Source organism: Chryseolinea lacunae (assembly GCF_016735595.1).
Taxonomy (GTDB): domain Bacteria; phylum Bacteroidota; class Bacteroidia; order Cytophagales; family Cyclobacteriaceae; genus Chryseolinea; species Chryseolinea lacunae.
This window is the reverse complement of sequence record NZ_JAERRB010000006.1, coordinates 118,584-132,128: the sequence shown is the minus strand read 5'-3', so window position 1 is coordinate 132,128 and position 13,545 is coordinate 118,584. Positions and strand designations below refer to the sequence as shown.

Here is a 13,545-nt window from a genome sequence, read left to right as displayed (position 1 = left end):
ATTAAAGACCCGTCGATAGCATCATAATGGAGCATTTATCATAAATTCATCACCTCTTTACACAACCCGACCACATGCTTATGACCTTCACCGGCAAACAACTCATCGGATATGCCGCAACGGCTACAGGCCACACCACATTTGCCTCGCCTGCGGCAACCGATGTGAAATTTATAGACGCAACGCCCGCCGATGTGCATGCCGCAGCGGCGTTGGCGGCGAAAGCATTCGAACACTACCGCCAGCTGAACGGCGCCACGCGCGCCACCTTCCTCGAACGCATTGCCGATGAACTAGCGTTAGTCCGCGCTTCATTGGTGGAGACCGCACAACTGGAGACGGGTCTTCCGGCGGCGCGCCTCGATGGCGAGATCACACGTACCGTGAACCAGCTAAAACTTTTTGCGTCGCTTGTGCGCGAGGGATCGTGGGTGCGCGCCATGATTGATCCGGCCCAACCCAATCGTCAACCATTGCCGAAGGCCGACATCCGTCAACTGCAGGTGCCGCTTGGGGTGGTGGGTGTTTTTGGTGCCAGCAATTTTCCATTTGCGTTCTCTGTTGCGGGCGGCGACACCGCGTCGGCCCTGGCTTCGGGCTGCACCGTTGTTTATAAAGCACATCCCGGACATCCGGCAACATCGGAGATGACGGGACTCGCCGTGATTCGTGCCGCGCGCGAAACGGGTATGCCCGAAGGTGTGTTCGCCTTGTTGCAAGGCGCCGGCCACGAAAGCGGCGTGAGCCTGGTGACGCATCCGTTGGTGAGCGCCATCGGCTTCACCGGATCGCTCAAAGGCGGACGCGCACTTTTCAACGCGGCATCCCAGCGTGAAGAGCCCATCCCTGTTTATGCGGAGATGGGAAGTGTAAACCCCGTGATCATACTCCCCGGCATACTGGCGGAGAAAGGAACAGACCTTGCCAAAACATTGGCAGCGAGCAACACGTTGGGCACCGGACAGTTTTGCACCAACCCCGGAGTGTTTCTGGCGCAAGATTCAAACGACACAACATCATTTTTGCAAACCTATGCCGCCACCATCGCGGCCACACCGGCCGACGGCATGTTGACAGACGCCATCTCGGCATCGTATGCCACCGGTGTGAAAGCATTGGAAAATAAAAAAGACGTTCAACACCTGGCCACCGGAGTTGCCACGGAAAAGAAACGCAGCGGCATTCCCAACACCTTTAAGACAACGGTGTCGGCATTTCTGAAGGATGTGTCGTTGCAGGAGGAAGTGTTTGGCCCGTCCAGCATTCACATCGTGGCCGAATCGAAAGAAGAATTGTTGAACGCCATTCGCCAGCTTCACGGACAACTGACCCTTTCGGTCTGGGGCACCGCCGAAGACTTTGTGAACTTCCAGGACATCTTCCGTGTGCTGGAAACAAAAGGCGGGCGCCTCATCTGCAACGGCGTTCCTACCGGTGTGGAAGTTACACACGCCATGATGCACGGCGGACCGTATCCCGCCACCTCCAACAGCAAATACACGTCGGTGGGCACCAACGCCATCTATCGTTTCACCCGTCCGCTTTGCTATCAAAATTTCCCCAAACACCTGTTGCCCCAAGCCTTGCACGACGAGAATCCCCTGAACTTGTGGCGCATGGTGAACGGAAACTATGAGCAAGGACCTTTGCGCGCCTGAACCCATCATGCAAAATCTGAATAGCACCATGCACCGTATTCTATTTCTGCCGCTAGTGGCGTGCCTTGCCTGCGGTCCTTCGCGCAACACCGAACAAAAAGTGGAAGACAAAGCTCCAGCCGCACCCGGCACCTACGCCCACGACGCGGAGTTTCTGCGAAAGCATACACAAAATGTTATTGAGCTGGCCGACGAAAGCCGCGAAGCAAAAATTCTTTTATCGGCCGACTATCAGGGTCGTGTGATGACCAGCACCGCCAAAGGCGACTCGGGTGTTAGCTTTGGATGGATCAACTATGATCTGATTGCCGCTGCCGAAAAGAAAGCACAGTTCAACCCCGTGGGAGGCGAAGAACGATTTTGGCTGGGCCCTGAAGGCGGGCAGTATGCACTCTATTTCAAAAAGGGCGATCCGTTCACGTTGCCACATTGGCAAGTGCCGGCCGTGATCGACACCGAAGCCTATGCCGTGTCGTTGTCGTCGCCCACCCAGGCATCGTTCACATCCAAAGCCACGCTCACCAACTATCAGGGCACGGAGTTTCGGGTGGGCATTGCGCGCAACATCGCATTGCTGGACCGGAACATGATTGGCGAACGGCTGAACGCCGCGCTCTCCGACAGCATCGCGGTGGTGGGCTATGAAACGGAAAATAAAATTCAGAACCTGGGCGATGCACCGTGGCAAAAACAAACGGGTCTGCTTTCCATCTGGCTGCTGGGCATGATGACACCTTCGCCCGAAACCATGGTGATCATTCCGTTTCATCCGGGACCCGACAGCCGTGCGGGCATAACCGACGATTATTTTGGAGCAATACCGCCGGGGCGTCTGGTGGTTTCAGACAGTGTTTTGTATTTCCGTTGTGATGGAAAACACCGGAGTAAAATCGGACTGTCGCCGCGCGTGGCCAAACCGATGGCCGCCAGCTACGACTTCCGGAACAATGTGTTGACGCTCATTCATTTTTCCGTGACGGCCGATGCGCCCTATGTGAACTCTACGTGGAAAAATCAGGAACACCCCTACGCGGGTGACGTGGTGAACGCCTACAACGACGGCCCGCAGCCCGACGGCTCCCAACTGGGACCGTTCTATGAATTGGAGTCTTCGTCAGTAGCGGCCGAGCTGGCCAAAGGCGAAACCTTAACCTACAAACAAATGACGTGTCACCTGCAAGGTGATTATAAACTCATGCGCGCCCTCGCGCGGCGTGTGCTCGGCATCGATCTTGACAACTTGAACAACTAAAAAACAACCTCACGCATGCACCTCTACAAAACCAAACAAGGCATTCTCGTTCAACACGACGGAAAAGTTTATAGACTTCAGGAAGAATGGGATTCGCTGGTGAACCAACGCTACCTGTATCCACACCTGCAAGAGCGCATCGGTTCGGCGGCCACGTTCAACGAAAACCTCGACGTGTTCTTGACGCATAACCTGTTGCCACCCATTGGCAACCAGGAAGTGTGGGCGGCCGGCGTTACCTATCTGCGAAGCCGCGATGCCCGCATGGAAGAGTCGAAGGAATCGGGAGGTGCTGATTTTTATCAGCTGGTGTATGATGCGGCTCGCCCGGAAATATTTTTCAAAGCCACGCCCCTTCGCGTGGTGGGTCATGGTCACACGGTGAACATCCGCAAAGATTCATCGTGGGACGTGCCGGAGCCTGAACTCACGCTCTTCATCAATGCCTATGGCGAAATTCAAGGCTACACGGTGGGCAACGACATGAGCTCGCGCAGCATCGAAGGCGAAAACCCGTTATACTTGCCTCAGGCAAAAGTGTATGACAACAGCACGGCGCTTGGTCCCTGCCTGTATGTTCCGGCCGAACCCATATCGCTTGAAACAAAAATCAGCATCACCATCACCCGCGATAAAAAGGAAATGTTTGCACAATCGATTCAACTGAATCGCATGAAGCGGGGCCTCAGCGAGCTTGCCGAATATTTATACAAAGCCTGTTCGTTTCCCGTGGGCTGCTACCTCATGACGGGCACGGGCATTGTGCCGGGTTCGGACTTCACGTTGCAAAAGGGCGATGAAGTGACCATTACTATCGAAGGTATTGGAACATTGACCAACACAGTGGGATTGGTGGGCTAGTTCCTTCCCTTCTCGTCGGGATACAATGTGTGCACAGGATCGCTTTGCCAGAACTGTTTGGTGTTGATGTCGAGCAGGGTGAGGGGACCTTTGAAGGCTGCGCCAGTGTCGACATTCCACACGTTATAGATGTTCATGGGTTTTGTTTCGTGATAGTTTGTGGTGGGCGTGTGGCCTATATAAATTTCATGAAACAACTTGAGCCGTTTTGGAAAGCGCAGCGAATCTTTGGTCAGATTCCGGTCCATGGCCACGGTCATCTCCCACAACGTCCGCTCCCAAATGAGATTCGACTCCAGGTATTCGGACTGTGGTCCGTGCGGCGAGGTGAACCCTGCGTGAACGAACAACCTATTTTGAGCATCCACAAAATAATAGCGCAGGCGACTAAAAAAATCAATGTGCTGTGCGCAGGCCTTTGCATCGTGGCGACTGTAGCTTGCAAAGGTTGCCTTGCCACCGTGGTCGTGCCAGCCGACGGGCAGTCGATCTGTGGTGAGCCACGATTCGGTCCACTCGTCGTGATTGCCTTTCAGAAAAATGCAAGGTTGTTGTTGTTCCAGATCCATGAGGAAGTCGATCACTCCGGCCGACTCGCTCCAGCCGTCAACATAGTCGCCGAGAAAAATCAGGGTGTCATCGCTTGTCACTTCGGCCTTGGCCAGCAGCTGCTGCAGGGCTTTCAGTGCGCCGTGTATGTCGCCGATCACCAGGGTGCGTGAGTGTGGTGCCATTTTTGTTTAGCGTGTTTTTGGTAAAGCGTTGCTAAACTAGGCATTTGTAAAGGTTTATAAAATCAGTGTGCCTTGTCGAATAAAAAACGCATCACCCAAACCCGGTGGATTTGCATTTGGCGGGGTTGATCGTTACAACTTCGTGCGACCTATTCGTGTCAAAAGAGCAAACACCATACTTATGAAAATCAACATCGTCATCTTGATAGCCGCGCAGGCTGCATTCTTTGGTTGCAAGGAAGAAGCCACCACGCAAGCGGAAGGCGAACGCAACAAATCGCTTACGACGCTAAGCGAAGCCGACGCCACGCCCGTGGGCCAATGGAACTGGAAGTCCACATGCGGCGGGTTTGCTCCGGGATGTGAGTATGCTTCGGAAACCATGCACAAGAAAATTGAATTCACGGGCTCGTTGTTCACCGGCGTGGTAGGGGGAACGGACTATAAAAATGTTCCCTACACCACCGACAGCACGCAGGCCGGACCCGACCCCAACTTATTTTATTACGTTGGAAAACGGTGCTCACTGGCAAGTGAGTTTGCAGGGGCAGACCCTGAAAATTCAATTGGGCGAATTGACAGAAGAGTACACACTGGTTCCTTAAAGCATGGTTTACTTCAGGCGACAAGAGCTTCTTCATACGTGGAGGAGCTTTTGTTTTTTTCAGGATCTTACTTTGGCCAAAGAAATCGTATTAATCTTAGAAAGTAATTTGCGATTTTTAGCATGTAAATACCTCAAGGCTTTGGCCATGAGCGAAAAGAGCAAGCGATAACCTATGGTGTATCATGTATTAAATGGCGACGCCCTCGCCCAGCGTTTCAGTGCCACGGGTCTGGCCGGAGAGGTTGTTATCGCCCGCGAATGTATGGTCGATGGAAATCTGGAGGGAGACACGGTGGAAGAATTTCTGGAGAACCGCGCCCGTTTTGTGGAAGACGAATTCAACGAAGAGCGTATACATTATTATTCCAATGTTGTGCATGAATTTGAAAAGTTGATGAGCGCGCCCAACGGCTCCGTGTTCAACCTGTGGTTTGGCTACGATCTGTTTTGTCGCACCAACATGTGGTTTGTGCTTTCGTTGTTGTCGCACCTCGAAGGCGAACATGAGATTGCTGTGGTCTATCCTTCATTTCTGGAGCGACGTCACATCTGGCAGGAATTTGGGGCAGCCACATCAGAACAATTGTTGGCGGCCTATGAAGAGCGTGTGGTCTTTTCGTCGCGCGATCTGCATCTTGCCGAAGGACTGTGGATGGCCTACAAACAAGGCGATCTGCAGCGCCTCCATGAATTGTCGATCTATCAGTCCATGTGCTTCCCCTACTTGCAGGAAGTTTGCCATGCCCACATCGATCGCTTCCCGCACAAGGACAAACTGGGTCGGCCTGAACGCGTGATCCGCGAGATCGTCCAGAAAACTTCGCGCGATTTTAAAACCGTGTTCAAAGAGTTTACCTTGCGCGAAGGCGTGTATGGCTTTGGCGATGCACAGGTAAAAAAAATCTACGACAAGGTGATAGAAAACCTGAAGCCACTAAACCACTAGGGCGTTTTGCCGTGTTGGCGTTCACTCTATAATTATATAGGCACATGAAGAAAAAAACATTCCGCGTACGTTGCTGGATAGACATTGACGGCGAGAAATTTTTTGGCCCGGGCCGCGCCGAACTGTTGAGCCACATTGAAACCACCGGTTCCATTGCCAAAGCGGCCAAAGCCATGGGCATGTCCTATAAAAAAGCCTGGGATATGGTGGAAGAAATGAATGCCCTCGGACAGAAGCCCTACGTAGTAGCGCGCAAGGGCGGCGAAAAGGGCGGTGGTGCCGAAGTAACAGCCACGGCCAAAGCTGTGGTGGCTGCCTACCGGAAGCTTGATGATAAACTACAGGCCCTCGTGGCCAGGAATGAAGCGTTGTTGAAACTGATCTGATCTTTTGGGCCGTGCCCACGTGTTGTTTGTGGGGTGCCGACGATTTTCTGTCTCGTTTGTTAAAAGCATTTTATGGACCCGTATCCCTTTTGTATCTTTCGATATATTCACTCGTATATATCGAAACATGATAAGACGTGTACACTTTTTTTGTTTGTACAGCATGCTCGGCCTCACAGTGCCCGCCGTGGCGCAGCAAGTTGAAGATACCACAAAGGTTACGCGCTTGCAGGATGTGGTGGTGACCGCTTCGCGCCTCGAAGAGCGTATCGCCGCATCACCTGTCACTATCGAGAAGGTGACGGCAGCAGACTTTAAACGATCGCCGGCAATTTCATTTTTCGATGCGCTCGAAAACACAAAGGGCGTGCAAATGATAACACCCAGCATGGGGTTTAAGGTGATCAACACCCGCGGCTTTGCCAACACCACCAACGTGCGCTTTGTGCAGCTGGTAGACGGCATGGACAACCAGGCGCCACACCTGGGCGCGCCCATCGCAAACGCGCTTGGCCCCAACGACCTCGACATCGAGAGCGTGGAGATCATACCGGGTGCAGCGTCGGCTTTGTATGGCATGAACGCCATCAATGGACTGGCAAACTTCATCACAAAAGATCCTTTCAAGAACAAGGGGTTCAGTGTGCAACAGAAGATAGGATTCAACCGCGTGGCAAGTGACTTCGGAACAAAACCTTTCACCGAAACAAGCTTGCGTTGGGCCCACGTGTTTCATTCGCGATTTGCGTTTAAAGTGAACGCCACATTTTTGCGCGGCACCGACTGGGTAGCCAACGATCACACCGACCTGAATCCCAACGCCAACAGCAGCACGGGCCTGACCGGCGCCGACAACCCTGCGCGCGATCCGGTGAATGCCTATGGCAACGAATCATCGAACCGGCGCACGCTTTCGCTGAATGGAAAAAACTATGTGGTGGCACGAACCGGCTACGACGAAAGGGATGTGGTGGACTATGGCATCCGGAACGCAAAGGCCGACGCGTCTATTGCCTATGCCATCACGCCCGACATGCGCATCAGCTACACCTGTCGCATCGCCAACCTCGACAATGTGTATCAACGCGCCAACCGGTTTCGGCTGGACGACTATCGCTTGCAACAACATGGCCTCACCTTTCAGAGTCCGTCGGTGGTGATTCGCGCATACGTGAATCTTGAAAACACGGGCAAGTCGTATAACGCACGCTCGATGTCGGAAAACATAGACAAGAGTTTCAAGAAAGACGATGTGTGGTATAGCGACTACACCAACGCCTACAAAGCCGCCGTCACCAATGGCGAAACCGTGGCCACGGCGCACCACACGGCGCGCGATGCTGCCGATGCCGGAAGACCTCAACCCGGCACACCCGACTTTCAAAACCTGATTGCACAACTTGGCGACATCAACAATTGGGATTATGGCGCGGCCCTTCGCGTGCAGTCGCGCATGGTGCACGCCGAAGGCCAGGTTAATCTCACCAAACAACTGCTTCAATCCTTTCGCACCGCTTCCGGAATCGACATGCTGGTGGGCTTCGATCATCGAACCTACATTATTGTGCCCGATGGAAATTATTTTGTCAATCCAAAAGAGACGGACAAGAACATCACCTACGGTAGGTCGGGAGCATTTGTGCAGCTCACGCGCAATTTCTTTTCAGGCAAACTAAAGCTGGGCGCCACGTTGCGCGCCGACAAGAACGAATATTATGCACTGAAGTGGAACCCGCGTTTCACTGCCGTGTTCGCGCCGGTGGAGGAACATGCCTTTCGTTTTTCGTATCAGAACGGCTACCGTTTCCCCAGTGTGTTCGAAGCTTTCTCGAACGTGAACAGCGGCGGTGTGACACGCGTGGGAGGATTGCCCGTGATGTCGAGCGGAATTTTTGAAACGGCCTATAAGCGCGCGTCCATCGACGCATTCCAGGCGGCCGTGAACACTGGCGTAAACACCAACAGCCTCACCAGGAATGAAGCCATCGTGAAAAACCAAAACCTGTTGGCGAAGAACGACTATACTTATATGGAGCCCGAACATATCCGGTCGCTCGAGTTTGGATATCGTGGTCAATTGTTGCGCGGCGTGTTGTCGTGGGACATTGATTTTTATTATAACCGCTACGATCAGTTTATAGCCCAGGTGGAAATGAACATTCCCCAAACAACAAACCCCGACTCCATCGCCTTCTACCTGGTAGACAAACAAAAGCAAGACCGTTATCGCATGTGGACCAACTCGCACACCGTCACCTACAACTATGGCTCTTCGCTGGGCCTAGTCTATCGCATGCCCGCCAATTTCAAAATTATCGGCAACGCCACCTACTCCAGGCTGCAACGCAAAACCAGCAACGACGGTCTTGAAGACGGCTTCAACACACCTCAATGGATTACCAACGTTTCCTTAGGCAACGACAAGTTTTTTGGACATGTCGGCTTCATGGTCACCTACCGGTGGCAAAGTTCATACTACTGGCAATCGTTCCTCGTGAACGGCGATGTGCCGGCCTATCAAACGGTGGACGCGCAAGTGAGCTATCAGTGGAGCAAGGTGCTGTTGAAAATTGGGGGCTCAAATCTTTTCAACCGCTACTACAATTCATTTCTCGGCGGCCCGTCTATTGGAGGTTTGTATTACACTTCGATAACGGTTCAGCTTTAGGGAGCTGGTGAACAAAAATTTCCTCACCGCACCCACGTCGCCATCTCCCCATACCGGCACAACGCATTCGCCCATTTCATCTGATCCACGGTGCGACAATCGGGCTCCATCAACTTTGGCGACGCCACCAGAATACAAATGCACTTCGCCCGACTCGTTGCCACGTTCAAACGATTTGGATTATACAAGAAGCTCATGCCTCGTGGCGCATCTTCCGGCGACGAACTTGTCATGGAATAAATCACCACAGGCGCTTGTTGTCCCTGAAATTTATCGACCGTTCCAATTTTTAGCCCACTGAGTTTTTCGCGCAGGGCGCCGACTTGTGCGTTATAGGGAGCGACAATGAGAATGTCTTCGGCAGTGAGCGGATGTTCTTCGCCGTCTGCGTCGACCCACGTTGCGTTTGTTTGGGTGAGTTGGTGCACGATGTTTGCTACGGCTTCCACTTCTTCGTGCGAATGGTTCTGGCATCCGCTGTGCAACACGGGCATAAAGAATAATCCTCCACCGTGAAAGGGTGTTGAGCTTTTTATTTGCTGATGCTCCAATCCGGCAAACGGCTGCAGACGACTTTCATAAAAAAGCTCCGACGTGAACGCGCAAAGGTTGGGATGAAGCCTTCGGGTAACGCCAAGAAAAATGCCACGGTCGTCGGGCATCGTCTTGTGGCCATCAAGTAAATAGGTGAGGGCTGCCACATCGCTGCCTTCGGGATGCGCGCCGCGCTGTGGTTGCTCGAGCTGTTGTGGGTCGCCCAGCAGAATGAGGTTGTTTGTGGCCCGCGTGGCGGCTAATACCTGCGAGAGCGACATTTGTCCGGCTTCGTCAACAAATAAATAGTCTAGCGTGCCGATGGCTTTTTTGTCGGCCCACAGCCATGCTGTTCCGCCCACCAGCGTGCCTTGGTTTAGGGCGGCCAATGCTTCTTCGGGTTTGGTCACTTCTTTGATACCGGGAAGTGGCGTTTCACTTTTCTCCGTCACCTTGTGCACACAGCGCAACACGATGTTTTGTTCGGCGGCCATAGCAATCACTTTCTCCAACAGGTTTCGGATAACCTTGTGGCCCACAGCCGTGACGCCGACTTTTTTTCCAGCGCCCAGCAACGCCACAATCATGGACGCGCCGGTGTGTGTTTTGCCCGTGCCTGGCGGGCCCTGAATGGCCAGCACACTTTTGTCGAGCGCCCGTGCCAAACGCAAAGCGCCTTCGCCCGCATCTTCGCCGGGTTGCAGCAACGAACCTTCTGTGGACGTGAGGAAGCGTGGCTTTTTCTTGAGCAGCAAATGTTTGGCAGCGCGATGAGGCCATTCGTTGTCGAGACCATCTTCGATGATGTCGTTGGCAAGGTCCATCAGCGAATTCGCGAGTGTGCTGGGGTCGATGCGTTCCAGCACGTGCACGGCGTAAGGATGGATGTCGATGGTCTTGCCGGTTTTCTTGATGTCGATGGTGTAGTCCGTGAGGTCAATCGCGTGAACACTGCCGACTTTTGCACCTTTCACTTCGTGCAACTCATCGTCCACATCGAAGGCCACTTCCTGTGGAGGATAGCTGTAGCGATGCACGGGGATTTTTGCTTTGCCGCTCATGAGCAGCACCGGCCCGATGTAGTCCAGACCGGTAATGGCTTTTCGTTCTTCCAGCAACGCATCGTGTCCCAGTTCGTGCACGCGAAAATATTCCCACCACGCGCTTTTGTCTTCGCGGCGGAAGTAGTCCACAAGATGAGCCAGCAGCCACTTGCCTTTGTCCACCGGTGTCCATGTTTCACGATCGGCGGGTAGCTTTGCCGTTAAGCCTTTAAACAAGGCCAGCGCGCGCGTCTGTTGATCTTTCACGTTGTCGCTGGCTTCGCCGGTTTTGTTTTCCGGACGCGTTAGCATGGCGCCGGTGTTTATCAATTCTGTGCGGCGTTCTTCCACCCAGGTGTGCAGGGCGGCGGTGGCGCGGCAGTCGTCTTCGTTATAGGTTTCTACGCGTTGCAAAATTTCCGGTGGCAACGTGTCCACTTCGCGCAGTTCCAGAAAACGTTCCAGTGCCCTTCGTGCTGTGCCTGCTTCGGGTAGCGGTATCTGGCGTTCATAGGGCGTGAATTGTTCCAGATCTTTTAGAGAATAGTGTTCCACTCCGGCTTTCAGGCTTTCGCGGATCACCAGGTGCAGGTCTATGAAACGTTCGGCACGCAAGAGACTGTCCACTTCATCGGTGCGTGTGCTGTGCCGTCCGGCAAGACGCTTCACGGCACCGGGTTCGTAAAGACCATAGTGATAGATATAGGCGTTGGGGTGTCGTTGCCAGCGCGCCATCACAAAGTCGATAAATTGTTCGAAGATCTTTTTCTCGGCGGCAGCATCGTGTCCATGCAGCGCACGATAGACAAGGGCACCGTTTTCATCGCGATAGGAAAAGCCCAACAGATATTCAAGACCTGTGGTGTCAAAGAACGGATCGCCTTCAATGTCAAAATAAATATCGCCGTTGTCTGGTGCAGGCAGGCGGAAGAAGCCGCGACCCGGTTCGGGTGCAAGGAGTTTATAGACCAGTTTGTTTTTTATACGACTTTCAAACTGAATCTTGGCCTGCTCGTGCAACGATGCATACGAGTCGCGGTTGCCGCGCTGGGGTTTCTCGCGAAGGGCATCGGGTTCGGTGGCATACTGGGCCAGCGTGCCAATGTGTTGGCGTTCCAGCTCTTCGCGATGCGCCGTGCGTATGCCGGCCACCAGCGACAAATGGTCGTCGGCATGTCGTCGCGCATCGCAGTGTTTCCACCAGCGACACACCTGGCAATGTTCAACAGGGTTGGGATAGATGGTCCGCGCCGGATTGCTCATGAAGTGTTCAAAGCTTTTGCGGATCAACGTATAGTAGGCGCGAAAGTCGGTGTAGAGAAATTTTTCCGGCTCAAAATTGTTGCCCGGTTTCACAACATACATTTGCCACGGTGTGCTCTCCTGCAGTCGGCCCAGCAAGTCGGTGTAGAGGCACAGTTGGAGGATGGTTCCGGCGCGCGTGTGTTGCGAAAGCTTGGTGTCCTGCACCTCATAGCGCCAGTTTCCAAAGCGGCTGGTGCCGGGCACTTTCATCAGAATGTCGGCGTTGCCGGTCCACTGGCCATCGCTGAGTGTAGCTTGCACGATCACGTCTTCGCCGCGCGCCATAGCATCGAGTGTGTCAGCCACGGGTTTGTTTTTGAGGTTCACCACCTGCAATCCTTTTTGCTTCAGATGTTCCACATAGGCCAGCTCGTGTTGTTCGCCGCGTTGTGCCAAAATGGCCAGGGCGGGGTCAAACCAGTCGGGCTTTTCCATTTCCTTTTTGGCCACAGCCAGGTCAAGCTGCGAAAGGTGCATGCAGCCCAGGTAGTTTGAAAGGTCGGTAGCGGCGAGGTATAGCGTGCCTGAATGAATGCGCATGTTTTGAAACGGTAAAAAAATGAAAGACCAGTTCGCCACACAACCGGGGTTGAGTCGCTTCTGGAAAGGTAGGAAATAAATTTTCCAGCGAAAAAGAGAACTGGAATGGATAGATTGATTTGATGGAAAATAAAAAGGCTTGGGTCAGAAGTGAAAAAAACTTTTCAAAATGTATGGCTTAGGGCGGGAGTTGCCGCGGGCCATGTTTCGGAAACGCTCACTTGGCGAGAAGCCGGGTGATCTCGGTTTTTTTTCGAACCGCCACAGGAATTTCCATGCCGTTTTTCAAGAGGATATAATTTTCCTTAAATATTTTATCGATATAGTGATGGTTCACCACATACGATTGATGAGTGCGCACGAAGTGAGACAAGGGCAACGTATCGTCAAAATCCTTCAACGGCTTTGAGCTCACCAGTTTTTTGCCGTCGGTAAGATGGAAGGTAGTGTAGCCGCTGTCGCTGGCTAAGTAGAGCACTTCGTCGAAGGCAATCAGTTGCACAAAACCCGCTGTGCGCAAGGCGATGCGGTTCTGATTCATGATCACATTTTTTTTGAATACCCTGGCCTCTTCGAGGTTGTCGTCAAGAAAATTATCTTCCATGGTGAACGCCAGCGCGTTTAAAAAATCGTCTTTGGTTTGGGGTGGTTGCTCTTCGTTTTGTGAAGGCTCTTCTTCGCCCTCGCCCTCGTTTTCGATTTCGGAAAGAAAGACAAATTGCAGACGGGGTGACTCCAGCACATACGCAAACGCCCGATTGTCCTCCTCGGTGTCGAGGGCCAACACAATCACGTCGGGCTGAGTGGCATGGATCACCACTTTGCTTTCGGCCAACGTGTTGCAGGTGCCGACAAACGTCAGCTCCGGATATCTTCTAAAAATGTTTTCAATGTCCCAATGGATTTCTGGCCAAGAATGAATGACCAGAATGCGAAGTGCTGTTAACATAACTTTTGCGTTTGGAATGTTAGCAATACTAATTCACCACACTGCAACTGAATTGCAGTCTG

At 53.0% G+C, this 13,545-nt stretch carries 10 protein-coding genes; 7 read left to right on the top strand and 3 right to left on the bottom strand.

Translation table 11 applies throughout. The annotated features are described in order from the left end of the window. Positions 1-74 precede the first annotated feature (74 nt). From JI741_RS18245 to JI741_RS18235, 3 genes are read left to right on the top strand one after another with little or no spacing between them, the layout of a single operon-like run. Positions 75-1,658 (top strand): aldehyde dehydrogenase (NADP(+)), encoded by a 1,584-nt coding sequence (locus JI741_RS18245; RefSeq protein WP_236676154.1) that lies wholly within the window; start codon positions 75-77, stop codon positions 1,656-1,658. 28 nt (positions 1,659-1,686) lie between these two features. Then, the gene (locus JI741_RS18240; protein ID WP_202012284.1) at positions 1,687-2,910 is read left to right on the top strand and encodes a DUF6786 family protein; all 1,224 of its coding nucleotides are present in this window, start codon (positions 1,687-1,689) and stop codon (positions 2,908-2,910) included. A gap of 15 nt (positions 2,911-2,925) precedes the next feature. Beyond that, entirely contained in the window at positions 2,926-3,771 is an 846-nt protein-coding gene (locus JI741_RS18235) for a fumarylacetoacetate hydrolase family protein (RefSeq protein ID WP_202012282.1), read from the top strand. Here JI741_RS18235 and JI741_RS18230 read toward each other — a convergent pair. Further along, entirely contained in the window at positions 3,768-4,505 is a 738-nt protein-coding gene (locus JI741_RS18230) for a metallophosphoesterase family protein (RefSeq protein ID WP_202012274.1), read from the bottom strand. The two genes, JI741_RS18235 and JI741_RS18230, sit on opposite strands and share 4 nt — an antisense overlap. A gap of 181 nt (positions 4,506-4,686) precedes the next feature. Between JI741_RS18230 and JI741_RS18225 the strand changes: the two genes are divergently transcribed. The 4 genes from JI741_RS18225 (at position 4,687) to JI741_RS18210 (ending at position 9,112) form a co-directional block, all read left to right on the top strand. Continuing rightward, the gene (locus JI741_RS18225) at positions 4,687-5,217 is read left to right on the top strand and encodes a hypothetical protein (protein ID WP_202012272.1); all 531 of its coding nucleotides are present in this window, start codon (positions 4,687-4,689) and stop codon (positions 5,215-5,217) included. Positions 5,218-5,284: 67 nt separating this feature from the next. Beyond that, positions 5,285-6,058, top strand: coding sequence for a hypothetical protein (locus tag JI741_RS18220; RefSeq protein ID WP_202012270.1), 774 nt, complete (start codon positions 5,285-5,287; stop codon positions 6,056-6,058). A gap of 44 nt (positions 6,059-6,102) precedes the next feature. After that, positions 6,103-6,444, top strand: a complete 342-nt coding sequence (locus tag JI741_RS18215; protein ID WP_202012268.1) for a winged helix-turn-helix domain-containing protein — start codon at positions 6,103-6,105, stop codon at positions 6,442-6,444. A gap of 163 nt (positions 6,445-6,607) precedes the next feature. Then, positions 6,608-9,112 (top strand): TonB-dependent receptor, encoded by a 2,505-nt coding sequence (locus JI741_RS18210; protein WP_236676153.1) that lies wholly within the window; start codon positions 6,608-6,610, stop codon positions 9,110-9,112. 23 nt (positions 9,113-9,135) lie between these two features. On the opposite strand, the gene JI741_RS18205 is transcribed toward JI741_RS18210, so the two are convergent. Together JI741_RS18205 and JI741_RS18200 are read right to left on the bottom strand one after the other, a co-directional pair. Next, positions 9,136-12,534 (bottom strand): TM0106 family RecB-like putative nuclease, encoded by a 3,399-nt coding sequence (locus JI741_RS18205; RefSeq protein ID WP_202012256.1) that lies wholly within the window; start codon positions 12,532-12,534, stop codon positions 9,136-9,138. Between the two features lie 217 nt (positions 12,535-12,751). Further along, complete coding sequence (locus JI741_RS18200; protein ID WP_202012254.1) at positions 12,752-13,483, bottom strand: LytR/AlgR family response regulator transcription factor; 732 nt, start codon at positions 13,481-13,483, stop codon at positions 12,752-12,754. Between the last annotated feature and the right edge of the window lie 62 nt (positions 13,484-13,545).

Coding starts and splice junctions, on each gene's coding strand:
- JI741_RS18240 (WP_202012284.1), top strand. CDS start 1,687: ATGCACCGTATTCTATTTCTGCCGCTAGTGGCGTGCCTTGCCTGCGGT.
- JI741_RS18245 (WP_236676154.1), top strand. CDS start 75: ATGCTTATGACCTTCACCGGCAAACAACTCATCGGATATGCCGCAACG.
- JI741_RS18235 (WP_202012282.1), top strand. CDS start 2,926: ATGCACCTCTACAAAACCAAACAAGGCATTCTCGTTCAACACGACGGA.
- JI741_RS18200 (WP_202012254.1), bottom strand. CDS start 13,483: ATGTTAACAGCACTTCGCATTCTGGTCATTCATTCTTGGCCAGAAATC.
- JI741_RS18210 (WP_236676153.1), top strand. CDS start 6,608: ATGCTCGGCCTCACAGTGCCCGCCGTGGCGCAGCAAGTTGAAGATACC.
- JI741_RS18220 (WP_202012270.1), top strand. CDS start 5,285: ATGGTGTATCATGTATTAAATGGCGACGCCCTCGCCCAGCGTTTCAGT.
- JI741_RS18215 (WP_202012268.1), top strand. CDS start 6,103: ATGAAGAAAAAAACATTCCGCGTACGTTGCTGGATAGACATTGACGGC.
- JI741_RS18230 (WP_202012274.1), bottom strand. CDS start 4,505: ATGGCACCACACTCACGCACCCTGGTGATCGGCGACATACACGGCGCA.
- JI741_RS18225 (WP_202012272.1), top strand. CDS start 4,687: ATGAAAATCAACATCGTCATCTTGATAGCCGCGCAGGCTGCATTCTTT.
- JI741_RS18205 (WP_202012256.1), bottom strand. CDS start 12,534: ATGCGCATTCATTCAGGCACGCTATACCTCGCCGCTACCGACCTTTCA.